General features: G+C 52.5%; 21 protein-coding genes and 1 other annotated feature. Of the genes, 6 read left to right on the top strand and 15 right to left on the bottom strand.

The annotated features are described in order from the left end of the window. Nucleotides 1-182 precede the first annotated feature (182 nt). From AC0LWN_RS08245 to AC0LWN_RS08220, 6 genes are all read right to left on the bottom strand, one after another. Entirely contained in the window at nucleotides 183-446 is a 264-nt protein-coding gene (locus AC0LWN_RS08245; RefSeq protein ID WP_458965836.1) for a YlbG family protein, read from the bottom strand. Between the two features lie 41 nt (nucleotides 447-487). After that, nucleotides 488-925 carry a YlbF/YmcA family competence regulator gene (locus tag AC0LWN_RS08240; RefSeq protein ID WP_458965837.1) on the bottom strand — a complete coding sequence of 146 codons (438 nt, stop codon included), beginning with the start codon at nucleotides 923-925 and terminating at the stop codon, nucleotides 488-490. Nucleotides 926-998: 73 nt separating this feature from the next. After that, the gene (locus AC0LWN_RS08235) at nucleotides 999-2,924 is read right to left on the bottom strand and encodes a helicase-associated domain-containing protein (RefSeq protein ID WP_474664125.1); all 1,926 of its coding nucleotides are present in this window, start codon (nucleotides 2,922-2,924) and stop codon (nucleotides 999-1,001) included. Further along, nucleotides 2,921-4,633, bottom strand: coding sequence for a DNA repair helicase XPB (locus AC0LWN_RS08230; RefSeq protein ID WP_474664123.1), 1,713 nt, complete (start codon nucleotides 4,631-4,633; stop codon nucleotides 2,921-2,923). Before AC0LWN_RS08230 ends, AC0LWN_RS08235 begins: the two co-directional genes overlap by 4 nt. A 307-nt stretch (nucleotides 4,634-4,940) precedes the next feature. After that, entirely contained in the window at nucleotides 4,941-5,372 is a 432-nt protein-coding gene (locus AC0LWN_RS08225) for a CBS domain-containing protein (RefSeq protein WP_474664121.1), read from the bottom strand. A gap of 80 nt (nucleotides 5,373-5,452) precedes the next feature. After that, entirely contained in the window at nucleotides 5,453-6,631 is a 1,179-nt protein-coding gene (locus AC0LWN_RS08220) for an amidohydrolase (RefSeq protein WP_474664119.1), read from the bottom strand. A 228-nt stretch (nucleotides 6,632-6,859) separates the two neighbouring features. On the opposite strand from AC0LWN_RS08220, the gene AC0LWN_RS08215 reads away from it, so the two are divergent. Both AC0LWN_RS08215 and ftsW read left to right on the top strand, forming a co-directional pair. Further along, complete coding sequence (locus AC0LWN_RS08215; protein ID WP_474664117.1) at nucleotides 6,860-7,207, top strand: YugN family protein; 348 nt, start codon at nucleotides 6,860-6,862, stop codon at nucleotides 7,205-7,207. Continuing rightward, entirely contained in the window at nucleotides 7,204-8,448 is a 1,245-nt protein-coding gene (gene ftsW / locus AC0LWN_RS08210; protein ID WP_474664115.1) for a putative lipid II flippase FtsW, read from the top strand. The genes AC0LWN_RS08215 and ftsW overlap by 4 nt, the downstream gene beginning before the upstream one ends. 126 nt (nucleotides 8,449-8,574) lie before the next feature. On the opposite strand, the gene AC0LWN_RS08205 is transcribed toward ftsW, so the two are convergent. Beyond that, nucleotides 8,575-8,940 carry an Asp23/Gls24 family envelope stress response protein gene (locus AC0LWN_RS08205; RefSeq protein ID WP_019911482.1) on the bottom strand — a complete coding sequence of 122 codons (366 nt, stop codon included), beginning with the start codon at nucleotides 8,938-8,940 and terminating at the stop codon, nucleotides 8,575-8,577. 155 nt (nucleotides 8,941-9,095) lie between these two features. On the opposite strand from AC0LWN_RS08205, the gene cax reads away from it, so the two are divergent. After that, a complete protein-coding gene (cax, locus tag AC0LWN_RS08200) occupies nucleotides 9,096-10,166 on the top strand; it encodes a calcium/proton exchanger (RefSeq protein ID WP_474664113.1) in 1,071 nt (356 codons plus the stop codon). Between the two features lie 137 nt (nucleotides 10,167-10,303). Here cax and AC0LWN_RS08195 read toward each other — a convergent pair whose 3' ends face one another. The 5 genes from AC0LWN_RS08195 to AC0LWN_RS08175 all read right to left on the bottom strand — a co-directional run bounded on the left by AC0LWN_RS08195 (nucleotide 10,304) and on the right by AC0LWN_RS08175 (nucleotide 15,281). After that, on the bottom strand, nucleotides 10,304-10,606 hold the full coding sequence (locus AC0LWN_RS08195; RefSeq protein WP_474664111.1) for an Fpa/YlaN family protein: 303 nt from the start codon (nucleotides 10,604-10,606) through the stop codon (nucleotides 10,304-10,306). Between the two features lie 149 nt (nucleotides 10,607-10,755). Further along, on the bottom strand, nucleotides 10,756-11,001 hold the full coding sequence (locus tag AC0LWN_RS08190; protein WP_019911485.1) for an HPr family phosphocarrier protein: 246 nt from the start codon (nucleotides 10,999-11,001) through the stop codon (nucleotides 10,756-10,758). Nucleotides 11,002-11,105: 104 nt separating this feature from the next. Then, nucleotides 11,106-12,221 carry an aminopeptidase gene (locus AC0LWN_RS08185; RefSeq protein WP_474664109.1) on the bottom strand — a complete coding sequence of 372 codons (1,116 nt, stop codon included), beginning with the start codon at nucleotides 12,219-12,221 and terminating at the stop codon, nucleotides 11,106-11,108. Between the two features lie 92 nt (nucleotides 12,222-12,313). Continuing rightward, a complete protein-coding gene (locus tag AC0LWN_RS08180; protein WP_474664107.1) occupies nucleotides 12,314-13,171 on the bottom strand; it encodes a hypothetical protein in 858 nt (285 codons plus the stop codon). 103 nt (nucleotides 13,172-13,274) lie between these two features. Further along, the gene (locus AC0LWN_RS08175) at nucleotides 13,275-15,281 is read right to left on the bottom strand and encodes a sensor domain-containing diguanylate cyclase (RefSeq protein WP_474664105.1); all 2,007 of its coding nucleotides are present in this window, start codon (nucleotides 15,279-15,281) and stop codon (nucleotides 13,275-13,277) included. Between the two features lie 393 nt (nucleotides 15,282-15,674). On the opposite strand from AC0LWN_RS08175, the gene rpsD reads away from it, so the two are divergent. Continuing rightward, nucleotides 15,675-16,274 carry a 30S ribosomal protein S4 gene (gene rpsD / locus AC0LWN_RS08170; RefSeq protein WP_458965848.1) on the top strand — a complete coding sequence of 200 codons (600 nt, stop codon included), beginning with the start codon at nucleotides 15,675-15,677 and terminating at the stop codon, nucleotides 16,272-16,274. 82 nt (nucleotides 16,275-16,356) lie between these two features. Here the strand turns inward: rpsD and tyrS are convergent, their stop codons facing one another. Next, a complete protein-coding gene (gene tyrS, locus AC0LWN_RS08165; RefSeq protein ID WP_474664103.1) occupies nucleotides 16,357-17,619 on the bottom strand; it encodes a tyrosine--tRNA ligase in 1,263 nt (420 codons plus the stop codon). Nucleotides 17,620-17,670: 51 nt separating this feature from the next. Further along, nucleotides 17,671-17,929 (bottom strand) — a binding site (T-box leader). A 139-nt stretch (nucleotides 17,930-18,068) separates the two neighbouring features. Between tyrS and AC0LWN_RS08160 the strand changes: the two genes are divergently transcribed. Then, nucleotides 18,069-21,080: a transglycosylase domain-containing protein gene (locus tag AC0LWN_RS08160; RefSeq protein WP_474664102.1), complete on the top strand. Its 3,012-nt coding sequence runs from the start codon at nucleotides 18,069-18,071 to the stop codon at nucleotides 21,078-21,080. A gap of 106 nt (nucleotides 21,081-21,186) precedes the next feature. Here the strand turns inward: AC0LWN_RS08160 and acsA are convergent, their stop codons facing one another. Beyond that, entirely contained in the window at nucleotides 21,187-22,911 is a 1,725-nt protein-coding gene (gene acsA / locus AC0LWN_RS08155; RefSeq protein ID WP_474664101.1) for an acetate--CoA ligase, read from the bottom strand. A gap of 161 nt (nucleotides 22,912-23,072) precedes the next feature. Between acsA and AC0LWN_RS08150 the strand changes: the two genes are divergently transcribed. Beyond that, the gene (locus tag AC0LWN_RS08150; RefSeq protein WP_474664100.1) at nucleotides 23,073-23,705 is read left to right on the top strand and encodes a GNAT family N-acetyltransferase; all 633 of its coding nucleotides are present in this window, start codon (nucleotides 23,073-23,075) and stop codon (nucleotides 23,703-23,705) included. Here AC0LWN_RS08150 and AC0LWN_RS08145 read toward each other — a convergent pair whose 3' ends face one another. Beyond that, nucleotides 23,706-24,401, bottom strand: coding sequence for a 5'-methylthioadenosine/adenosylhomocysteine nucleosidase (locus AC0LWN_RS08145; RefSeq protein ID WP_474664099.1), 696 nt, complete (start codon nucleotides 24,399-24,401; stop codon nucleotides 23,706-23,708). Nucleotides 24,402-24,447 lie beyond the last annotated feature (46 nt).

The raw sequence follows: 24,447 nt of genomic DNA, 5'->3' as shown, positions 1-24,447 counted from the left end.
GTTGTTTTTCTCGATTGGAACGCAGCATGCTGACACACCATCCGTTCTATAAATAGTTACCTATATTATATAACATTAACGCGGTGTCGTGTGAAATCAAGATCACATAAAGAAGGCCGTCGAGACTTTCTCGACAGCCTGAAGCGCCAAAGGCGCCTGCTTCATCATTAAGTATCGGAAAACTACAAACCGTAATAACGGGTCTTGTCCGGTCCGTTGCTGGTGTATTCCGTCTTCAGCTCATTGCGGTAGGATCTTTCGATCTTGCGCACATAGGACAGTCTGCGGACATTCCGCATAACTTCCTCAGCGCGGTCCGCATTCACATACATTACAGCGTAATGCATTTTTCGGGAAACATAATGCAGCGTCCCGTATTTCTCCAGGTTGCGTGCCGCTTTAACATCGCTAACCCAGACAATATATCCTGTTCGTTCCGCAAACATCAGCTCATTCGCCTCTCTTTCTTTCGCCGTTACCCCTCAGCTTATCCGCATGAGCATTTGCCGCCGCTGCCGCATCCGCCTTTGGGGTTCGGATCATTGCTTGGAACCTTGATGCTGTCCGATACCGAAAAAGCAATCGCTTCCGACATGGAGTGCAGCATATCATCCAGTGTTGTCTCCGCCAGCTTGAAGCGGACAACCTCTTCAAAACGCTCAAGCTCTTGCTCTACCGCCGCAACCTCATCCTTGGCCGAATGATAGTTAGGGTGAAAATGTCCGAACCGGTGTGTCTCTTCAAACAGCTCTTTTTTGCTCTGCAGCCGTTTGATCATGGCCTGGATTTCCGGATTGGCATCAACCCGGCCTTTCCAGTATAAGTAATCCGACACCTCGACGGATTGATTAATCATATCGCCTAATTCATAGGCGTATGTCAGCACTTCGGCCATATCGACCGTATTCAACTCCGCTACGCTCATGAACTTCAACTCGTTTCTGCGTTAATGTTCTACCACATACCGTAGACTACCTTATCATAACATACCCGGTTGCCTAAGCAGAAGAGGAATTTCTCCGCACTATTGGGAGCACGAGCTGCATTTCCTGCCAATCTCCGGCACGCAGCCGGACCTCCTCGGTAACTTCCGAACCGGGACGAAGCACATATCCCTGCACTTCCCACGGCGTCCGGCTGATCCGTACAGGGATGAAATCGGCGATTTGCGTCTCCAATGACAGCCGGACCTTGATGCCCCAGGCCATGGCCTGCTCCATCACCTTCTGCGCGGTAGTGCTGTGATATTGCCGCCACTCCTTAATCCACATCTGCGGCACTGTTTCAACGCCGGACAGCAGATTCTCATCGGCTTGAAGCGGAACCAGCGGCAGCAGCTCGGGAGCAGTTCCGCCGACAAACAGCCCGCGTTCCTTCACGGACCCGGGTAATACATACGCCGCGAAATCGTGCATAGATTCTCCAGGGAAAAGAGGCCATGGCCGCGGAGCCTTCTCGTCCAGTCCGGCGATCAGCCGGGGCGGAGCCATTCCGGCCGTCCCCAGCTCCTTCCGCACCATTTCGATGCTCTCCGGCTGCACAATAAAATGCGCCCGCCCGATCCGGGTAAGGCAGTGAGTCAGCCGGGGATGGGCAGCAATATCATCGGCATCGGCCTCAGAACGGCAGTCCAGCAGGATGACCTGGGACAATACCGTCCGGCCAATTCCTCTACTCCACTCCACGAGCGACTGCTCCACCTGCGCCGGAAGTCCGCCCAGCGCATGGCCGCCAAGCCAGTCAATCATGGCATCAGGAGACAACCCCTGCTCCGCTGCAGACTGAAACCTATCCCGGGTCAGCCGGAAGCTCCACAGGTCTTCGATGTACAGCAGCTCCGCACAACCCGCGAGAACCCACCGGACCTCATAGGAGCATTCCGGGGGAACCAGCACCTCAAAATCCTGCTGGACAATAAACATAGAGCGCGCAGAAGATGCCCCGCCCTCTTCCGCAGCCTTGTCCGCAGGCGGTTCAGCGGAGACAATCAGGCGCCGAAGGTCATCTGCTGCAGACGGAGCTTCTGCAAGCTGCGGCTTGCCCGCTGTCCAGCGGAAGATTAGCGCCCCTTCCCCTGTCTTCCCCAGCTCACACCAGCCGAACCCCGCCAGACAACTGATCCATGCTCTTGCGGATATTTCCAGGCTGCTGCCGGATGTTTCCGCAGTTAACCTCATCTCTAGCATCCAGTCCAGAATTTCGGGTATGGCAAACCATACGCCCGGAGAAAATTCAGGCGCGGAAATTAAATAACGGAAGTGCTGTTCTGCAGGCCCCGGGTTGCCATACCGCCCCAATACCACACCGTACAGTATATTTGACATTTCCTGCTCAGAGAGCCGCAGCCAGCCTGCCAGCATTTCCGCGTCCACAGTATAAGCGGAAGCCCCGCGGTTGATAAGCCCCAGACAGAGCAGCAGATCCAGCATCAGCATGGCCGGAAGCGGCAGCTCCGCTGAGTCTGAATGCGGCAGCAAAGCGCGCACCTGTTCCTCCTGCAGTGATAGCTGAGCGGCCAGGCGGCTGATATTTTTTTTGTGAACAGCCCCTTTGGCGGTAAGGGGCAGCCCTTCGCGGGCAATAAATGAGAGTGCCCGGAACAGTTCACCCGGCAGTCCCGGTCCGGCTTCCAGTTCAATATTCACTGTACCTCCTGTCGCCTTAACTGGAATACCGGGGTACAAGGCACGCCGGATCGCAGGCAGGTTCTGCTCAGCAATCTGATAAAACTTCTCCCCCCAAATTTTGCGGCGCAGCGTTACTATTCCCGCCTCGCGCAGCTCCCTCAGCGCCAATTGCTGCTCAGCCCGGCAGAGCGCCGCCGGACATAGCCGCTCTATCTGTTCCTCCGCCACAGGCCTGGCGGCATAGGCTTCGAATATCCGCTTCAGCACTTCGCGGGCTTCCGGCGATAATCCGTTCACAGAATAACCTCCCCTTGTTGTTCCGCTATTCTCACCTCATATTCATAGCCCTGTTCTGTCAAAAACAGCCTGCGGCGCAGGGCAAACTCCTGCTCCCGGCTGTCGCCCGACACCAGCGTATAGAAATACGCCTTGTTCCCGCCTTTCTTTGGCCGCAGAATCCGGCCCAGCCGCTGGGCCTCCTCCTGCCGCGAGCCGTAAGCACCCGACACCTCTATCGCTACCGCCGCATCCGGGAGATTCACGGCAAAATTCGCTACCTTGGATACGATCAGCAGCCGCAGCTTTCCTTCATTAAATGCGGCATACAGCTCGCTGCGCTCCCGCTGGGTCGTTCTGCCTGTAATAAGCGGCGCCTTCAGGCTTGCCGCCAGTTGTTCAAGCTGCTCCAGATACTGCCCGATCACCAGAACCGCTGCCCCGGGATGAGCGTCGGCAATCCTTGCCGCAACAGCAGCCTTGGCCGGATTGCCGGCGGCGAGCCGAAACTGCTCTTTTGCCCCAGAATAAATGTATTGGTGTCTGACCTCCGGTGTCATCGGCACAACTACCTCAACACACTCCACGGCGGCGATCCAGCCCTGCTTCTCCAGCACCTTCCAGGGCAGGTCGTAGCATTTAGGGCCAATTAAGGAGAAAACATCCCCTTCCTGCCCATCCTCCCTTACCAGTGTGGCGGTGAGTCCCAATCGCCTTGTCGCCTGGATATCTGCCGTCGCCCGAAATACAGGAGCCGGCAGCAGATGTACCTCGTCATATATGATCAGTCCCCAGTTCCGCTCATTGAACAGATTCATATGAACAAACGGGCCGCCCTTGGAGCGGCGGTGCGTTAGAATCTGATAAGTGGCCACGGTCACTGGCCGAACTTCTCTTTTCTCCCCGCTGTACTCCCCGACTGATTCTCCGTCCAGATTGGTCCGCCGCAGCAATTCCTTGCGCCATTGTTCAACGGATGTAGTGTTTGAGGTCAGAATTAGCGTTTCACATTGCAGGCTTTCCAGCACAGCGAGGCCCACCAGCGTCTTACCAGCCCCGCAAGGCAGGACAACAACGCCGCTTCCGCCGCTGCCTCCGATGCCTTGGAACATGCGGACCGCCTCTTGCTGATAGCTTCTGAGACCGAAGGAATCACCTGTAGATCCCGTACTGCTTCCGCCACCCTCTCTCCAGGCCAGGCTCAACCCCTGCCCGTCACGGTAGCCCGCATAATCAAGAACGGGATAACCTAATCTCATGAGCTCCTGCTTCAGCAGTCCGCGATTCACCGCCGGGCAATGGCTCTCTAGAAGATCAGCTCTCTGCAGGCCCAGCGCCTTCAAGGAATCTTCCCCTGCCAATGCTTCCATCAGCTCAGGTCCGTCGGCTCGCAGGGTAATCAGCAGACTGTCCGCTGTATGTGCATGCAGCTGCAATCTCCCGTAACGGGAGACCAGCAGCTTGATCTCCTCCTCCAGTCCGGCAGTAATCCCTACACGTGAGAGCTGCTTCAGACTGTCTATGATCCCAGCGGCAGTGCTACCGGCAGCGGCGGCATTCCAGAGTGACAGCGGAGTGATCCGGTAGGTGTGGTAAGCCGGGGGACTTTTTACGAGCTCGGCAAAATCCGCCAGAGCCGCTCTTGCCGCCTCAAATCCGGGATGTCCGCATTCCAGCAGCACAGTCCTGTCCTTGCGGACGATACATGCTCCATTTCCGTTGTCGTACATGCGCTCCCCTCCAATTCCTCATATTGGGGTCTGGTCGTAACTGCGGGGAATGTTTGGACTTCCGGCCGCTGTTATATTTGGATTTCTCTGACTGGAACCGCTGATCGCGGTAGAAATCCAAATATAAAGGCGGACGCGTTCGCTCCTCCAGTTCCAAACTTCCCCTCCGTCACTTCTGCCCTGTTTATTTTTTCTTTAGTTCAACTGATATAGCAGGCCCGCAACTATGTATCCCGCAATAAGGCCTGATAGCAGGAAGAAGCCCACCTCCGCGATTAACGGACATGAGCTTCCCCTGTATGTCTATTTAATGCAGATGCTGCTGCGAAATCCCGGTCAGCGCTTCTCCCGCTTCATCTGCAAAAATGTTCTGCACTGCCATATCGCCGAGCGACACAATACCGATCAGCTTCTTATCCCTTGTTACAGGCAGACGGCGGATCTGCTTGGACGACATAAGCTCGGCCGCTTCGTCCACGGAGGAGGATTCCGAAATTGCAGTAATATCCTTGCTCATCACTGTCTCCACGGAGGTAGAGCCGGAATGCTTGTCTGCATAGCCCCGGATCACCAAATCGCGGTCTGTAATGACTCCGATCAAGGTTTCGCCATCAGCGGAATCAACCACGGGAATAAATCCGGTATCGGCATCTCTCATTTTCACGGCAACCTCATAGAGATTGTCCTTCAAGGTGACACACACGGGATGTGTCGTCATAACTTCTTTGACTGTTTTCAAGAATGAACCCTCCTGTCATGTTTCCATGTTATTCAGAAGTAGGTTCCCCCGAGCCGGGAAAATTATACGAAATCCATTAATTATTCATTCAGGCAGGAATCCGCCATCGCTACCAGGAGCTTCGCCCCGTACAGCATCGCGTCCTCATCGAAATCAAATTTGCTATGATGATGCGGGTATACCGCATCCTTATCCGGATTGCCCGCACCGACAAACATGAAGCAGCCGGGAATCTCCTTGACATAATAGGCAAAATCCTCAGCCGGCATGATCTTCTCCATCTGCACAAGCGTCACGGTATCCCCAAGCACTTCCGGGGCTACGCGGAAGAAGCGCTTGAATTCAGCTTCATCATTTACAAGCGGCGGGTAGCCCATCAGATAGTCTACATTCGCTTCTGCTCCGTGAGCAGCGGCTATACTAGCAGTCATCTCTTCAATTCTCCGCCGGAGAAGATAACGAGTGTCCTCGTCGAATGCGCGCACTGTCCCGGTAATCCGGCAGCGTTCGGCCACAATATTTTGTGCGGACCCGCCCTGTATCGTCCCGACGCTGACCACTGCAGGCTGCAGCGGGTCCACAGAGCGGCTGACAATGCTCTGCAGCCCGGTCACAAGCGCAGCCGCAGCCACAATACTGTCTACCGTACGGTGCGGCGTGCCGGCATGTCCGCCTTTGCCGATGATATCAATAAAAAATTCATCGGCAGAGGCCATCAGCGGTCCAGGTGCGCTCGCTACCGTCCCGAATGGAAACGGCGTCCACAGATGCAGTCCGTATACCGCATCCGCCCCCTCCAGCACGCCTTCGGCAATCATGCCGAGCGCTCCGCCGGGGCAAATCTCCTCCGCCGGCTGGAACAGGAAACGCAGCTCGCCCTGCAGCGTGTCCCGCTGTCCGCTATAGTAGGCCGCCGCAGCGAGCAGCATCGCTGTATGCCCGTCATGGCCGCAGGCATGCATAACGCCGTTATTCCGGGAGGCATATTCCCGCCCATTTTCTTCCGTGATCGCAAGAGCATCCATATCCGCACGCAGAACTACCGTCTTTCCCGGCTGTTTTCCTTTCAGAATCCCGGTCAGTCCATAACCGGCCTTACTTTTTACAACTTCGATTCCAAACTCGGCAAGCTTTGCCGCGACAAATGCCGACGTCTCTTTCTCCTGATAAGACAGCTCCGGATGACGGTGCAAATGACGGCGCCATTCCACCATATCCGGCAGCAGCTGTTCAACCGTTAACCTCTCCATATTTTCCATTCCCTTCTCCGAGATCCCGCTTCTATAAGGCCTGCAGGCCCTTCGTGCTTCTTCCTCTCAGCCCCAAGGGCTATATTTCTATTATTGTAGCAGAAACGCAAAAAAGAGGGTACCAATAAGCCCGCCCATCCCTTGCGCAACCTGGGGAAACATACTATCATGAGGAGGAACATCCAAATTTTTGAGCATGAATTTATCATTATACTTCATAAGGGGGATATGTGCGCTATGATATTTGAGAACTCGGGCCTCGTAGGATTGAAGAGCGACCTTCTCTATCTGGACGAAAGTGCTGCCAAGGCCGGATTCATCCGCTGGCAGTGGGAATACTCCCGGGCCACCTACGATTGCAAAATAGAAGACCGTCAGAACGGGGGAGAATACTTTTTGCGTGTCAATACGCGCGCCGTCGAAGGCAAGCTGGAGAAGCCGGATGCCGTGCTTGCTGTTGAAGCCGTTTACCTGGGTAAAGCCACCTTCCCGCACGGCCTGGAGTATGAATCTCCGGTCCCACAGCCTGTTCTGGACGCTGCCTCAAAGCATATACTTGAACTGAAAGCGCTGCTGGAGACTTGAGTACTGTAAAGGGAACGACGAAAAAAAATGTCAGCCTGCCCAAAAGAGGAACGCCCGATTTTCAGTTGCTTATTCTGACTCTCCTGCTTGTCGGCTTTGGACTGGTGATGGTTTTCAGCTCCAGCTCCAGCCTGACCCTGGCCAGTGAGAAATTCGGAAATGATCCCTTATTTTTTGTCAAACGCCAGATTATCTGGGTCGTGCTGGGAAGCATCGTTATGTTTGTGACCATGAATATCCACTACAGCAAATTCAAAAAGTGGTATGCCCCGATCTTCATGATCACTCTGGCTCTGCTGTTATTCGTGGTGTTCGCGGCGAGAATTAACGGCGCCAAAAGCTGGCTCGGCATCGGAACGCTCGGCATCCAGCCAACAGAGCTGGCCAAAATCTCCATTATTCTCTATCTCGCCGCCCTTATTTCCAAGAAAGGGGAGCGGCTGAGGGATCTGCGCACAGGCTATATTCCGGTCATGGTTATTGTCGGAATTGTCGCCGGGCTCATTATGTTACAGCCGGATTTAGGCTCATGCCTTATTCTTGTGGCGACCAGCGGGCTTGTAATTTACGCCGGCGGAGCCAGCATGAAGCATATCATGGCTTCCATTGCACTCTTGGTGCTGGGAGTGGGCCTTGTCATGGGAGCCAAGACAGCCATTGAATCGTTGTCGCCGCCTTCAGAGACAGCCACTGTCAACAAGGACTACCAAAAGGACCGGATCACCGCTTTTATTAATCCCTATGCGGATGCCCAGGACAGCGGCTTTAATATCATTCAATCGCTGATCGCCATAGGTGAAGGCGGGACGAATGGCTCCGGCTTCGGAAAAAGCATACAGAAGCTGCACTACCTGCCTTATCCTTACACCGACTTCATTTTTTCAGTCATCGGAGAAGAATTGGGATTTGCGGGAACCTTCCTGTTCCTGCTGGTGTACCTGTATTTTATCTGGAGGGGCATACTGATTGCGCTCAGGTGTACAGATCCCTTCGGCACCCTCGTCGGCATCGGTGTCATGGGCATGATTTCCATCCAGGCCTTTGTCAACATCGGCGGTGTCACCAATACAATCCCCCTGACAGGGGTCACGCTGCCGTTCATTAGCTATGGCGGTTCCTCACTGCTCGTAACGATGCTGTCTATGGGCATCATGCTTAGCATTTCCCGGGAGACCAACCGGCCGGCCAAGGAGGAAGTCACCAAGTCGGTTACCACCGTCAGACAAGTTCGTGCCCGCTAAAGCTACATAAGAATCGTGCTCAATGAGCAGCAAAAAGGCAGTCCGGAGATTACCACCCGGACTGCCTTTTACTTACCCTAATCTCGTAAAACGATGCCCATACCGCATACCGCAGCAATACAACGCTTACGAAATTTCATCGTTCTTGAATGCCACGCCTTCAACTTTGACATTAACTTCAACAATATGAAGTCCTGTCATGCTCTCCACAGCCTCACGCACGTTCTGCTGAAGCATCCGGCACACTTCGTGAATCGGTGTTTCGTAGAGAACGATAATACGCAAATCCACGGCAGCTTCAAGCTGTCCCACTTCAACAGTTACGCCCTTCTGCACATTCTTGCCGCTCAGGCGCTTGGCCCAGCCTTCGGACAAGCCGCCAGACATGGCCGCGATTCCAGGAGTCTCCAAGGCAGCCAACCCGGCAATCTTCGAGACGACGTCATTTGATATCCGTATATTTCCCATTTCAAGTTGAAGTTGTTCCGCCATGCCATATCCCCCCTACACTCATTATCAATTATTGTAATTCGAAAACAGGCTAAAAAGCAAATGACTTTCTCGCATGCCCGTTTACAGACTGGAGCAATTTGGGTATATTGAGTATGAATTCAACCTACATAATAGAGACTGGGGTGTACCTTACTTTGAAAAAATGGATCTCTCCGGCGCTGCTGGCGATCACCTTCATCCTCAGTGCCATCGGACATTATGCGGACTGGGACCACACGCTGCAATTCATCCTATCCGCCATTGCGGTCGTGTTCGTAGCCGGTTTTCTGGGCCGGGCCACAGAGAGCGTAGCCCACTATGCCGGACAGAGGCTGGGGGGCTTTCTTAATGCCACCTTCGGCAACGCGGCCGAGCTGATTATTGCCTTCTTTCTGGTCAAGGAAGGTTTGTTCGACATGGTGAAGGCGAGCCTCACCGGTTCGATCATCGGCAACCTGCTGCTGGTGCTGGGACTCAGCATCTTCGCCGGCGGCATGAAATTCAAGGTTCAGAATTTCAATGTCACGCTGGCCGGACTGAACGGCTCCCTGATGATTGTAGCCGTAATCGCCCTCTTTGTTCCTGCCATGTTCTTCAACACGCATTCCATCACGGAGAAAGATACGGATGTGCTCAGCCTTGTTGTCGCAGGCCTGCTGATCGCCGCCTATATGGCCTGGCTCATCTTCTCCATGATTACGCACAAGAAATATTTGGCGGACGTCACGGTGGACAGCGAAGAAGAGCTGCCGAACGAGCACAAGCCTGCCTGGTCCATGAGCCAATCGGTGATTTACCTGGTGCTCGCAACGGTTATGGTCGCCTTCGTCAGCGAATGGCTGGTCGGCACCCTGGAGACATTAACCGAGCGCTTCGGTTTCAGCGAGCTTTTTGTCGGCGCATTCCTTGTCGCCATTATCGGTAACGCAGCCGAGCATAGTGCAGCAATCATGCTCGCTATGAAGAACAAAATCGGTGCTGCGGTGGAGATTGCCGTCGGCAGCAGTCTGCAGATCGCGCTGTTCGTAGCCCCTGTGCTGATTTTCGCCAGCTATTTTATGGGCAATACCATGGACATTGTATTCACAACGATAGAGATCGTTGCGATTGCCGTTTCCGTATTCATCGCGAAGTCGATTATTCAGGATGGTGCAACCAACTGGTATGAGGGGCTGCTGCTGCTCGCAGTGTACATGATCCTCGGCGTCTCCTTCTATCTGGTGTAAGATCAGCCGAGTAACCCTTAATAACGCAAAAAAAGCACATGAGCGGACCACCAGTCCTCATGTGCTTTTTTATAAGTAAAGAATGTATATGTTGTCTCTGGAGCTGTACCATTCTTTACTTGCAGGAAAGTTAGAATTTACAGCTCACGCTCTTCGGCCTTCTTGTTCAGCGCTTCGTACAGCACAGCCAGGTTGCGCTCCAGCTCACTCAGTACCAGCTTGCCTGTAACCTCAGGCACCAGTCCCGCTCTGACCGCAAAATCGACCTCTCTGGAGAAACCATACATCTGGGTATCCAGCACTTCCTCATAGAGAGGGCAGTAACGGGTTGCCAGATTCTCCATCTGCACTTCGATGAGCTTCTGAATTTTATCGGCATCTTCTTGGAGAAGAGTGATCGCTTTAAGATTAAGCTGTTCCTGCAAATCCGATGAAGTCATGCATTTTCCCCCCCATGTCCAAAAGTTACAGCTGCAATTGCTATTTAGTTTAATATTAGACGAAATCGGAACCCAATACAAGAATCCAGTTCATTTTACAGAAAAAACGCCCCGCCGCATAGGGCAGGACGTCTTTGAGAATAATTGGATTACTCTGCTACAACCGTAAATTTCAGACCATGCTTAGCGAAAACCTCGCTCATTGCCTTCTTGGCTTCTTCAGCATCAGCACCATGAACATGAAGCTCGTAGCTTTGGCTAGATACAAGAGTTGTGAACAGACCCAGAATACTCTTAACATCAATGTACTTGTTCTCTGCTTGCAGAACGATAGATGAGTTGAACCGGCTTGCCGTTTGGGCAATATCCACAATTGCCGCATTGTTACTGGACATAGGAATCCCTCCGCAACTTGATTATGAAACTTAAGTCTTTTGTAATCAATTCCATGATACATTGAATCCGCTTACTCGACAAGGTGTTTTCTTGTCTTTACATTTTATTTCAGGTTTTCGGGGTTCAGACCTTGCAGCTCCGGAAGAACAAATATTCCATCCTTGCGGATCAGCACATCGTCAAAATAGATTTCCCCGCCGCCGTACTCAGGACGCTGAATCAGCACAAGATCCCAGTGAATCGAGGAACGGTTGCCATTGTCAGTCACATCGTAAGCTTGCCCCGGAGTAAAGTGCAGACTGCCGGCGATTTTCTCATCGAACAAAATGTCCTTCATCGGATGCAAAATATAAGGGTTGAAGCCGATGGCAAATTCCCCAATATGGCGCGCGCCGTCATCGGAATCGAGAATTTCGTTCAGCCGCACCGTGTCATTGCTGGTGGCCTCAACAATTTTGCCGTTCTCGAATTTGAACTTCACATTTTCAAAAGTCACGCCATTATAGAGCGTAGCCGCATTGTAGCTGATCGTTCCATTTACGGAGTCGCGGACAGGAGCGCTGTAGACCTCGCCGTCCGGAATGTTTTTTTGCCCGGAGCATTTCTCCGCACCGATTCCCTTAATTGAGAAGGTCAGTTCCGTTCCCGGTCCTGCAATGCGTACCTTATCCGTTCTCCGCATCAGATCAGCAAGCGCATCCTGTGCTCTATCCATTTTGGCATAATCCAGATTGCAGACCTCGAAGTAAAAGTCCTCAAACGCTTCTGTTGTCGTGTTGGCAAGCTGGGCCATGCTGTTGTTCGGATAACGCAGCACAACCCATTTGGTGTGCTTGACGCGCTGTTCACTATGTACCGGGTGGGAATACAGGGAATTGTACAGCTTCATGTTCTCTTCGGGAACGTCAGCCAGATCGTTGACATTCTCTCCGGCGCGGATGCCGATGTAGCAATCCATTTGCTTCATCCGGTTCAGGTCAATCTCCGCCCAGGCTTCAAGACCCTCGCGGGTTGCATATTTAAGCATGCTGCGCAGAACAGTCCGGTCGGTAAGCTGCACAAATGCACGGCCTCCGGCTTTGCCCACTTCCTCCACCACAGCTTTGATCAAATCTCTTTCGCTGCCGATCATTTCAACAAGCACATTCTCGCCAGGCTGCACGTTTACGGAATAGCCGACAAGGTTTTCCGCAAGCTTTTGAATCCTTGGGTCCTTCATTTCTCTCTCTTCCTTCCTCATACTGAAAATGAACATACCGTTATATTGTAGCACGCCCGCTATAGAGCGCAAGGCATTCGGCATACTAAAAGTCAGCGGTACCCATAAAAATTGACCTGTGTTAGATAAGTTTCATCCGCGGGTGTGCGGAGTGCTCCCTTTGTTCCGGCATAGCTGATCGTCCGGGCCCATGTTAATTGTTTCGGCAAATTGCTTTTCGTATCTACCTTCAGATAATATACCGCCTTGACGGACACCTGTTTCAGCTTCTGCTGCAGCTCACGGTCCTTCTGCTCCCATAATGACAGCATGGCTGCCGAGACCTTACCAGTCTTGTCAGCGGTCTTCTGGGCTGAACTGGACACGGCAGGACGAATCGCCTGCATCTCCTGCGCAAGCTCTCTGGACAGCTGGCTGCGGGCTTCATCGTTTGTAAGCTCAATACGCAGTGCCCTGGTCCCTTTCGCGGCCCCTGCTTCCTCAGTCACCGTTTTCTCCAGGCGCTCTAGCTCTTCCAGTTGGCGGATGGGGTTTAAGGCGGGCAGCGGGTTATTCTCACGGGTGGGCACAGACTGCGGCAGCAGCATCCACTCACCGTCTTTTTTCTCCAGACTTGCATGGTACGCTGGAGCGGCTGCACGTTCCGCTGCGGTCTCCGCCGCCGCTTTTGGCTGGCTTCCATCCGGTAAAACGCTGTAGAGACTCACCTTGTTATGGTCTGCCACATTCCCGCCGAAGTAAAGTGCGGATTCCTTAGCCGCCTTTCCTCCAAGCTGCAGGGACGACGCCCCTTCAAAGGATACCGCATCGCTTCCGTCCATTCCGGCCAGGGCCAGATTCAGGTCTTTGGCAGCCGGTCTGTCAGTGATGGCGGCACATCCGCTGCCAAGCACAGAATATAGCAGCAGGCCCGCTGTTATCATCATTTCACGCAGTTTAACTATCCTCATGGCCTTCAAATCCTTCCCAGTCGATAGATTGAATATTTATTTTAGGGTAACCCATCGCCCCGGGCTTATACGCATATATGTAAGCAAAAAGAACCCTCACGGCTTAGGCCCAAGGATTCTTCACGCTGGCTTCGTCTTTTTTATGATCAATCACGACCTGGTTGCGGCCGTTGTTCTTCGCTTCATAGAGGGCCATGTCTGCCCGGTAGAACAGCGATTCTACGCTGACCCGCTCATCTGTCCAGCTCCACTCCGCGATGCCGCAAGAGACGGTAACACAAGGCTTTGTCTCCCCCATTACCCGCTTGCGGATACGTTCAGCTACATAAATAGCCTGCTGCACTCCAAGCTGCGGCAAGTATACCGCCAGCTCCTCCCCGCCCCATCTGGCTGCAATGTCACCCTGCCGGATAGACGCCTTCACAATCTCGCTCACCTGCTTCAGAATTATATCCCCTTGCTGGTGGCCGTATGTATCATTGACCATTTTGAACTGATCAATATCCACAACGATTAACGATCCGCAGAAATCCGTGGACTGCCTCTCTTTAATCTCTTCATCCAGATAGTGGCGCGCATACAGGCCTGTCAGACTGTCCCGGTTCGCGAGCCGCCGCACTTCCGCATGCAGCCTGGCATTGCCAACGGCCAATCCGATATGGCCCGCCATCGCCTGCAGCAGCCTGTAGCTGTCGTAAGAGAAGAAATGAGGGATCCGGTGGGCGAGCATAATCGCTCCGCGAACCTCCCCGCCCACACTAAGCGGAGTAGCGATCAGTGAGAGCGAATGCGTAGCTTCCATCAGCCGCGACTTCTCTCCGGCAGCATTCCGGTAATCCGACAGAATAACCGGCTCTCCCGAGCTATAGATCTTGCCGCCAATCCCTTGACTTGCATCCATAATTTCACCCAGCAGCGGAGTATGGTTGCAGGCAATCGCCTCCAGCCCGCCTTTTTCTTCATTCAAATGCAGGATGCAGCAATAATCGGCATCGAACATCTCCAGCAGCTCTTCAAAGGCAAATTGAAAAATATCGCCAAGGCGCAAGCTTTGATTCAGCCGCTGTGTAAGCTCATTGCTCATCCGCAGCTCACGGATCAGTTGATTGGACCGGTCGTAGAGCTTCGCATTCTCAAAAGCCGTTCCGGCGGTATCAGCCACCATAGAGAGAAAACGCAAATCCACCTCATGGAAGATGAGCTTGTCGATGATCATATGAAACACACCGTATATCCCCTGCTTGCCGCCAAGCGGAAGTCCTATTTCCACAAAAGGGAAGTCTTCGCGTCCGGCATGGAGCGCAACCTGCCCATCCTTAAAGGCTTTGGCGCAAACATCATCATTCCCCCAGTGCAGCGGAAGCGCCTTAACCTGCGGATGGGTGCTGCGGTGATCCTGCGACATAAACAGCTCCAGCCGCGCTCCCGGATACATTGCGGAGATGCTGTCGATAACCTCAGTTAAGACGGCATCCACATCTATATTGTCGTGCATCCGCTGGACGATCTGAAAGAGCAGCGAACGGCGGCTGCTCTCACGTTCCGCATGCAAATGCACTCCCGCCAAGTCAGACACAAACACATGCTCAAATCTGCGGTAAAAGCAGGTCTGAAAATGCATGGACATAGCTTCTGCCGTATGCCGGCCGCCCTGCTCGTACTGATCTTGCGGCATAGCACAGCCAAGCACGGCAAAAATCTCCCCGTGCCCGCGCGTAAATACTGGTATAGTAATAATGGACATAGCCTGTCCGTCATTCTGCTCGAAAGCTGCATATAGCTCCCTTGTTTGCAGGCTGCAGGCCGCAGCCAGTTCCCAATGGCTCTTCCAGCGTTCCCGGCTTTTTTCATTTTCATCTATAGTGTTAATCCATTTACCTTCGTAATTAAGCACACACCAGTCCCAGGATTCCGCAAAGGCAGAAACACTCAGAGCACGCCATTCCCTGAAGCTATCCGCGATCAAATGGGCAGCATAGGGAAAATCATAGGAGACAATATCCGTTTCCTTAAGCCATGCGGCGGGATCCTGGCTATCTCCGCTTGATTGTATGGTATCCTGCAACAGCACACGGCTGTCCTTGCGTCCGTATGCTTCCTGATCTGACATAGAGAGGAACCCCTTTGCATCTCAAATTAATTATTTTTCGGACAGCATCTTATTAGTTATATTTTACTCCCTTTCTTTGTGCATTGCATTATATTTTCCTCAAAACCGGGATTTTTTTTAGGACCAAAGAACTAACGACAAAGATAGACAAAATCTCTTTAAAAGATGCCCTTGACTTTACCATCCATATTCATATAATATTTATTGTTGAACAAGACTGTAACAAGTCTTAATTGGGCGTAACGTTGTGTCACCCTCACGCATCTCGTTACTGCAAGGGCAGCGGCTGAACTTCCCCGGCAGTGTGAAACCACTGAATGCTTTCACGTATACGTTTTGCGGCGCAAATAGGCCCTACCATGAAATTTCAATTATAAAGGAGTCTACTATAACATGGCACGTTACACCGGACCTAAATTCAAACTCAGCCGCCGTCTGGGCATTTCCCTTAGCGGTACAGGCAAAGACCTGAAACGCCCTTTCCCTCCAGGACAGCACGGCGCTAACCAACGCAGAAAAGTAAGTAACTACGGAATGCAGCTTTTGGAAAAACAAAAACTGCGCCACATGTACGGCTTGGGTGAAAAACAGTTCAAAACTCTCTTCACTAAAGCGCAAAAGCTCCAAGGTATCGCGGGCGAAAACTTCATGTTCTTGCTTGAAAGCCGTCTGGACAACCTGGTTTACCGTCTTGGCTTCGCTAACTCCCGCGCTGGTGCGCGTCAGTTGGTATCCCATGGACACGTTACCGTTAACGGTAAAAAAGTCGACATCGCTTCTTACCGCGTAAGCGTGGGCGACGTTATCGGACTTCGCGAAAGAAGCCGCGCTATGACTTCTATCAAGGAAGCTCTTGAAAACCGTACCCACCTTCCAGCTTATCTGGAGTATGCTGACGGCTCTTTCGAAGGCAAATACATCCGTTTGCCAGAACGTGCCGAGCTGTCCCAAGATATCGATGAAAAGCAAATCGTCGAGTTCTACAACCGTTAAGATTTTCGCTTACTGCGAAAGCGATCAAAGCCCCCGGAGCAATCCGGAGGCTTTTTTTGTACACATATCCCGGTGTATCTGCCTATTCCATTAAGGACACAGACAGCTTGGCGAACTTCCGCTTGCCCATCTGGATAATGTCTCCGTCCTGCGGGATGTACTTCCCGTTCGGGTCCTCCAGTTTCACTTCATTAAGCTTCACGGAGCCTTGCACTATACTGCGCCTCGCTTCACTGTTCGAATCTGCAAAGCCAAGGAGCGTCAGCAGCCTGACCAGCTTGATCGCACCATTCTCCAGTTCGGCTTCCGGTACGGCAAACGTTGCAATGCCACTTGGCAAAGTACGCTTCTGGAAGACAGTGATGAAATGCTGCTGCGCAGCATCCGCTGCCCCGGGGCCATGGTACATTCTCACGAAAGTGTGAGCCAGCCCCATTTTGACATCTCTGGGGTGAATCGTTCCCTCTTCAAGCTTTTCCTTCAGTACCGCAATTTCTTCATTGCTGGCATCTGTAGCCATTTCGTAATATTTCAGCATCTTCTCATCCGGTATCGACATCGCTTTGCCGTAGATTTCATTCGGTTCTTCATCAATGCCGATGTAATTCCCCAGACTTTTGCTCATTTTCATTACTCCGTCCAGCCCTTCGAGCAACGGCATTAAAAGAACAGCCTGCGTATCTTCGCCATATTCCTTCTGCAGCGCGCGGCCCATCAGCACATTGAACTTCTGATCCGTGCCGCCAAGCTCCACATCGCTTCTGAGCGCAACCGAATCCATCGCCTGCATCAAGGGATAGAAAAATTCATGAACACTGATCGCCTGGCCGCTCTGGAATCGGTTCTTAAAATCATCGCGCTCCATCATCCGCGCCACTGTTACCTTGGATGCAAGATTCACAACATCCGCGAAGGACATCGGGCTGAGCCACTCCGAATTGTAAAATATCTTTGTTTTCTCAGGGTCAAGAATTTTGAAAATCTGCTTCTTGTAGGTTTCGGCATTGCGCTTCACATCGTCCTCACTAAGCTGCTTGCGTGTCTCGGATTTGCCCGTAGGGTCACCAATGCGTCCGGTAAAATCCCCGATAATGATCTGCACCTGATGTCCAAGCTCCTGGAACTGCCGCAGCTTATGGATGGCCACGGTATGGCCGATATGAATGTCCGGTGCAGATGGATCAAGGCCGAACTTGATGTTAAGCGGAACGCCGGTAACTACAGAAGCAATAACCTTCCGCTTCATTTCCTCTTCCGGCACAATCTCTGCTGCTCCGCGCCAGATGATTTCGAGCTGACGCTCTACCTCCTGCTGCTGGGCAATGGTGAGTTCTTCCCATTTCATTGTTATTCCTCCCTTAAGATATAAACGCAAAAAAAGCCTCTTCTCTCCTCCCAAAGGGACGAGCAAGAGACTCGCGGTACCACCCTAATTAAAGATTATCCGTGACGGCTCACCGGATGAATCTTCCACTTCATTGCCATAACGGGCTTGCACCCGGTCCCGGACTACTGAACAGGCCTAGAACTCAGCCTGCCGTTCCTCCGGACAGCTCCAGACTGTAATTCAAAGGGGCCTGCCGCCGGTTCGCACCACCCACCGGCTCTCTGGAACACATGGCTTGCCTTCTACTGATGTCTTTCCCAGCTTTTTCCGATATCCAATTTTATGTATTTATAACATGACCGCTTTTCAAAAGTCAACCCGGCCGCTCAAAAGCCGTTCAGCCAGAAGCGCATTCAAAATCGCCAAATTGTGCTATAATAGTTCCGTTAAAAGGAGGATTAACGTTGATGGTTGAGGAGAACAAAAAGAAAGCCGTAAAACGGCGTCCACCCCGTAGATCCTGGCTCCGCAGGTTCGGTTCCGTCGTAAAGTGGATGTTTATACTCGGCATTATGGGCATTCTGTTTGCCGGCGGTGCTGTAGCAGGCTACGTGACTTCCATAGTGAAAGACGACCCTGTCCGTTCCGAGGAAATGATTCAACAGCAAGTCAGCCAGAACGCCGTCACCGGCTTTGCCTATTTCCGCGACGGTCAGCCGATCGGCCAGCTTCGAACTGAAGAGGACCGCAGACTTATTCAATTTAACGATATCCCGCAGCTTGTGATTGATGCCGTCCTCGCTATAGAGGACAATAACTTCTACAATCATCACGGAGTGGATTACAGCGGCACCCTCCGCGCCGTTAAGCAGAAGCTGCTGAACGAATCTGTTCAGACCGGGGGCAGTACGCTGACCCAGCAGCTGGCAAGACGCGTGTTCCTTAACCTGGACCGCACAGAGGACCGCAAAATCAAGGAAATTCTGCTGTCGCTGCGGCTGGAGCGCTTTTTGTCCAAGCAGGAAATTTTAACAGCCTATCTGAACAAGGTTCCGTTTGGCAACGGGTCGAACGGTTACAATCTGTTCGGAATCAAAGCCGCCGCCAAAGGCATCTTTGGACTAGACGATCTGGATAAACTGAACGTAGCCCAAGCCGCCTATCTGGCCGGATTACCTCAGCTTCCATCCAAGTATTCCGCGTTCAACGGGGTTGGCGAATTTAATGAAAAGGCTTTTAGCAGAGCCCTGGAGCGCCAGCGGCTGGTACTGCGCCGGATGCTGGAGGAGAACAAGATCACTTCCTCCCAGTATGATGAAGCACTTCGCTTCGATATTAAAGGCTCTCTCGCCCCGCATACGAAAAAGGCTTATGCCACATACCCGTATCTCATGCTTGAGACCGAACGTAAGGCAGCCGAGATTCTATTGTCGATCAATCAAGGCAACCATGGTGCTGTCGATCCCACTGCCCCCGCAGGCAGTGATAACACTGTGCTCCTTGAGGAAGCGCGCCAGCAGCTTATGACCGGCGGTTACCGGGTATACACCACAATCGACAAAAAGGTATACAGTGCGATGCACAGCATCTCGGAGAACAGCGCCAATTTTACGAGGGACAGTAAGACAAAAGGCAAGGAACAAACCGCAGGAATGATGATCGACAACAAAACCGGAGCCATCCTCGGGATGATCGAAGGGCGCGACTTCAATATTGAGCAGATGAACTACGCTACCCAAATGGTCCGTCAGCCTGGTTCGACCATGAAGCCGATAGCCGCCTATCTGCCTGCTCTGGATGCAGGACTTATTCAGCCTGCAGGCATCCTCGACGATGCGCCAATCATTCTGAAGGACGGCGGCAAGGGCTTTCACATTCCCAAGAATGCCAATAACCGTTATCAGGGGCTGGTTACTGCCCGTTATGCGCTTAACAAATCTTTGAACCTGCCTGCCCTTAAGCTGTTTAATTATTCGGTTGGCATAGAGAAAGCCTGGGCTTTCACCAAGAAGCTGGGCATTACCACGATTCAAGATAATGATTATAGTGCACAGACCGGAGTAATCGGGGGGCTGCGCTATGGAGTAACCGTTGAGGATTTGACCAATGCCTATTCTGCAATCGGAAATCATGGAGCTTTTACAGATGCTTACATGATCGAGAAGATCGTCGATTCACAGGGCAAAATCATCTATCAGCATAAAGTTAATCCAGAGCAGGTTTTCTCTAAGCAGACTGCCTATCTCATGACGGATATGCTGCGCACGGTTATTACCGACGGAACGGCAAGCACGGTCAGAAAGAATTATAAACATTTTAAGGACGTGCCAATTGTCGGCAAAACCGGTTCTACGCAAAACTATGGAGATGTATGGTTCATGGGCTACACCCCGGATGTGACTCTGGGCATGTGGGTCGGATATAAGGAACAGATCAACACGCTTCAAGGCGATACCCAGAAGCGGCAGGCCCAGACACTATGGACCAAGGTCATGAATACCGTTATTGAAAAGCGGCCCGAGCTGTTTGTGACGAAGGAATTTGCCAAGCCTGACGGCATCGTCAAGAAGACCGTTTCAGCTTACAGCGGCAAGCTGCCAACCAGCTTGACCGACAGATATACCACAGACCTGTTCAACGTCAAATTTGTTCCAACCAAAAGCGATGACGGGATTTCCAAAGCCAAATATATTACGTACAATGGTGTGAATTATCTGCCGCTTGAAGGCACACCGGAGGATTTCCTGAAGGAGAAAATCGTTGTTAAGCGCGATAAACCGATCCAGGATCTGGTCAAGGAATTGCTCGCTGCCTTTCCAAAGATGAAACAGCATGAACCTCTGGGATATTACATGCCTGAGGATGCCAAGTCCGATTTCCCGACCGAGGTTGATCCCCGGGTGGATGATGGTACTGCACCAACACCGCCAGGCGGGGTGAATGTGTCCTACAGCACGGGAAAAGCGGTTATTACCTTTACTCCTAGCGGCTCGCCCGATGTTGTGGGTTACCGTTTATACCGTTCGCTGAACGGAGGCTCGTTCCAGAAGCTGGCCGTCCTCTCCGTCGGTGAGGGCACCACCTTCAGCCCAGGTACTCCAGCCGGAGCAAATGCCTCCTTCTATGTGGCTGCTGTGGACGTTGCCGGACATGAGTCAGCCTCAGGCAGCGTAACAAGCGGAGCAACGCCAACACCGGAGCCAACGGCACAGCCGGAAGCATCACCTGGCGCAGAGGCTACGCCGGACCCGGCAGTTCAGCCTGGGGGCACGGAAGGCCCCGGAGCGATTATAGATCAGACTCCGTCAGAAACTGAAGTGCCAACGGGTAGCGGCAATGCTGCTGCTGGCAACACCCCTGCTTCCGGCAACGCCGGCGGCAATAACGCTGCTAACGGTAATACTGCTGGCGGAAATGCCTCTAACGGTAACACCGCTGGAGGAACCAAGGCAGGAAATACCGCAGGAAACACTCAGTAAGGCAGATACCTTTCAGCTTCCGGTCCATAGATCCTAATATTCACAATAAAAAACCGTTCCCGAGAATTACCCGGGAACGGTTTTTTGCATGGACTCTGCAGATGAACTATTCCTCAATGGTGGACAGATCACCAGCGGGAAGATGCAGCTCCCATGCTTTCAGCACGCGGCGCATGATTTTTCCTGAACGGGTCTTGGGCAATTTATCCTTGAATTCAATTTCCCGCGGCGCGGCATGGGCGGATAATCCGGCTTTGACAAATGCGGCGATTTCTTCCTTCAACTGAGCTGTCGGAAGATAGCCGTCCCGCAAAGAGATAAACGCCTTGATAATCTCGCCGCGCAGCACATCCGGTTTGCCTATGACCCCCGCCTCAGCTACAGCCGGATGCTCAACCAGCTTGCTCTCCACCTCGAACGGACCAATCCGCTCACCGGAGGAATTGATCACATCATCAATACGGCCCTGGAACCAGAAATATCCGTCCTCGTCCATGTATGCAGAATCTCCGGAAATGTACCAGCCGGGAATACGGAAATACTCTTCATATTTCGCCGGATTGTTCCAGATCTTGCCCATCATGGAGGGCCAGGGTGTTCTTATAGCCAGATTGCCCATAGAATAGGGCGGCAGCAAATTGCCTCTATCGTCCAGAATCGCAGCTTCGATGCCCGGAATCGGACGCCCCATAGAGCCGGGCTTAATGTCCATTCCCGGATAATTGCAAATCAGCTGCGCACCGGTCTCTGTCATCCACCAGGTATCGTGAATGCGCTGCTGGTATATTTTATCGCCCCAGCGTACGACCTCAGGATTGAGCGGCTCGCCAACAGACAACACATGGCGCAGGCTGCTAAGATTGATTCCCTGCAGACTGGCCTCCCCGGCTCCCATCAGCATACGGAATGCAGTAGGCGCGCTGTACCATACCGTAACCGCAAACCGCTCAATGGTCTTATACCAGTCCTGCGGACTGAAGCGGCCGCCACGCACCACATTGGTTACTCCATTCAGCCAAGGCGCAAAAATTCCATAGGAGGTTCCCGTTACCCAGCCGGGGTCTGCCGTACACCAATAGACATCATCAGGACGCAAATCGAGCACAATTCTGCCTGTATAATAATGCTGGATCATTGCTCTTTGCACATGGTAGACGCCTTTGGGCTTGCCCGTTGAGCCTGAGGTGTAATGCATGATCAGCCCATCGTCCAGACTCAGCCACTCCGGCTCCAGCTCTGCCGATGCCGCTGCGGTCTCCTCTTCATAGCTCACAAGCCCCTGCTCTCCGTCCGTGCTGCCGCCTATGAGAAAAATATGCCGCAGAGCAGGCAATTCAGCGCGGTTCACCCGGGGAAGCAGCTCCGGAGTAGTTATCAGCGCTACCGCCCCGCTATCCTCCAGCCGGTCCTTCACTGCCGTTTCCATAAAAGCCTCGAACAGCGGTCCTGCCACTGCTCCCACTTTGAGAATGCCCAGCAGACTAAAGTACAGCTCCGGCCTACGCGGCATAAAAATAAACACACGGTCCCCTTTGCCAATCCCATACTCACGCAGCACATTTCCGAACCGGTTCGACCGGTCCCGCAAATCAGAGAACGTGTACATCTCTTCCCGCAAGGAATCACTGTAGATTAAGGCTGTGGCAGATCCACGGCCTTCCAGCACATGCCGGTCTATGGCTTCATGGGCCATATTCACTTTACCGCTTCCGTGCCAGGAGAAGCTCTTCTCAATATCCTCCCACCGGAATTCGCTGACTGCCCGGGAATAATCCGCCATATTCGCGTGCTTCACGCGGCCCGGCAAAATTTCGCTGTGGACTTGCCCCATTACTCTTGCCTCCCTCACTTGTTTGATTTAAGCTTTAAGGGTGAGATTCTTCTCTTAAGCAATGCTGTCAATGGAATAAATGTGAATATTTTATGTCGGAATCAGTATATCATAGGAAGCGGTTACAATCCATATTATAGTGAACCGAAAGGAGCCCGATCATGGAGCACCGCAAAATCCCCGTCTCTCACACCATAGTTCATAATGGCGAAGTCATAACCGTTGCCGGTCCCATGCCATCAGAGGCGCTGGAAGGGCTGGCAATGCATCCCGGACTGGATGCGTTCCGTAAGCCGCACGAGCAGTTGGAAGCGCTCATAGAGATCGCTGGGCTGCCAGAGGGACGTGTTATTGCCGCTGTTGCTGGCAGCGTCATCATTGGCTATGTTACATTCCATTATCCGGATGAGCTGGAGCTTTGGTCGCAAGGCGGGATGGCCGATCTTATAGAGCTGGGTGCTATAGAAATCGCGGATAATTACAGGGGGAGCGGGCTTGCGAAGCTGCTGATTGCCAGCGCTTTTGAGCGGGAGCAGCTCGAGAATTGCATCGTGTTCACAACCGAATATTACTGGCATTGGGACCTGAAGGGCAGCGGGCTTGATGTGTGGGCGTACCGCCAGATGATGGAGAAGCTGATGCAAACCGTAAATATGGTGTGGTATGCCACAGATGATCCGGAGATTTGCTCTCACCCTGCCAACTGCCTTATGGTCCGTATCGGCCGCGAAGTGCCGATGTCCTCGCAGGAAACCTTTGATCGCGTGCGTTTCAGACAGCGTTTTATGTATTAGCTATATCGCCTTTAACATATATTCAAGTATGGCATGAGAGCGTTCGGAAGCCGCTATAGTGAAATCACGGTAATTCACATGCGCAGACCCGTCAGCCTTATCTGACATCGAGCGGATAATCACGAAAGGCACAGCATTCATGAAACATACCTGGGCGACAGCAGCCCCTTCCATTTCAGCACATGCCCCATCCAGTTGTTCCCGCAGCTCAGCCACAAGCGGCGCGCTGGCAATGAACTGGTCACCGGACAGTACAATCCCGGTTACCGCCTTCTGCTTCAGCTCACGGCAGGCCTGCTCCGCAAGAACTACCAATGCCGGATCTGCCAGAAATGTGGAAGTTTCCTGATACGGAATGACACCCCGCGGATACCCAAGAGCTGAAGCATCCATGTCATGCTGGATACACTTCGATGAGACTACAATATCTCCTATGCCAAGATCAGGATGTACCGCTCCGGCAACACCTGTGAACAATACACGCGACACCCCGAAGGCATCAACCAGAATCTGTGTCGTCACCGCCGCATTCACTTTGCCAACCCCTGATTTGCAGAGTACAGCCTTTTTGCCGAATATAGTCCCCGAATAGTAATGAATGCCTGCCTTGACCGTGGTCACCTTATCTTCCATACTTTCCAGCAGCAGCTTGATCTCCTCATCCATCGCTCCAATCAATCCGATCACTTCACTCATATGTACCCTCCCGCTAAAATAGGCTGTATAAAACATAAAAAGCTCC

This window comes from Paenibacillus sp. sgz302115, assembly GCF_056120445.1.
Note: the sequence above shows the minus strand (reverse complement) of the source record. Positions and strands in the feature narration are given on the sequence as shown.

Excerpts from the sequence above, each read along its gene's own strand:
- AC0LWN_RS08145 (WP_474664099.1), bottom strand. The coding sequence starts at position 24,401 with ATGAGTGAAGTGATCGGATTGATTGGAGCGATGGATGAGGAGATCAAG.
- AC0LWN_RS08190 (WP_019911485.1), bottom strand. The coding sequence starts at position 11,001 with ATGTCCAGTAACAATGCGGCAATTGTGGATATTGCCCAAACGGCAAGC.
- AC0LWN_RS08245 (WP_458965836.1), bottom strand. The coding sequence starts at position 446 with ATGTTTGCGGAACGAACAGGATATATTGTCTGGGTTAGCGATGTTAAA.
- AC0LWN_RS08220 (WP_474664119.1), bottom strand. The coding sequence starts at position 6,631 with ATGGAAAATATGGAGAGGTTAACGGTTGAACAGCTGCTGCCGGATATG.
- AC0LWN_RS08150 (WP_474664100.1), top strand. The coding sequence starts at position 23,073 with ATGGAGCACCGCAAAATCCCCGTCTCTCACACCATAGTTCATAATGGC.
- AC0LWN_RS08195 (WP_474664111.1), bottom strand. The coding sequence starts at position 10,606 with ATGACTTCATCGGATTTGCAGGAACAGCTTAATCTTAAAGCGATCACT.
- rpsD (WP_458965848.1), top strand. The coding sequence starts at position 15,675 with ATGGCACGTTACACCGGACCTAAATTCAAACTCAGCCGCCGTCTGGGC.
- AC0LWN_RS08185 (WP_474664109.1), bottom strand. The coding sequence starts at position 12,221 with ATGAAGGACCCAAGGATTCAAAAGCTTGCGGAAAACCTTGTCGGCTAT.
- AC0LWN_RS08205 (WP_019911482.1), bottom strand. The coding sequence starts at position 8,940 with ATGGCGGAACAACTTCAACTTGAAATGGGAAATATACGGATATCAAAT.
- AC0LWN_RS08230 (WP_474664123.1), bottom strand. The coding sequence starts at position 4,633 with ATGTACGACAACGGAAATGGAGCATGTATCGTCCGCAAGGACAGGACT.
- AC0LWN_RS08215 (WP_474664117.1), top strand. The coding sequence starts at position 6,860 with ATGATATTTGAGAACTCGGGCCTCGTAGGATTGAAGAGCGACCTTCTC.
- tyrS (WP_474664103.1), bottom strand. The coding sequence starts at position 17,619 with ATGAAATGGGAAGAACTCACCATTGCCCAGCAGCAGGAGGTAGAGCGT.
- AC0LWN_RS08180 (WP_474664107.1), bottom strand. The coding sequence starts at position 13,171 with ATGAGGATAGTTAAACTGCGTGAAATGATGATAACAGCGGGCCTGCTG.
- AC0LWN_RS08160 (WP_474664102.1), top strand. The coding sequence starts at position 18,069 with ATGGTTGAGGAGAACAAAAAGAAAGCCGTAAAACGGCGTCCACCCCGT.
- AC0LWN_RS08175 (WP_474664105.1), bottom strand. The coding sequence starts at position 15,281 with ATGTCAGATCAGGAAGCATACGGACGCAAGGACAGCCGTGTGCTGTTG.
- AC0LWN_RS08240 (WP_458965837.1), bottom strand. The coding sequence starts at position 925 with ATGAGCGTAGCGGAGTTGAATACGGTCGATATGGCCGAAGTGCTGACA.
- acsA (WP_474664101.1), bottom strand. The coding sequence starts at position 22,911 with ATGGGGCAAGTCCACAGCGAAATTTTGCCGGGCCGCGTGAAGCACGCG.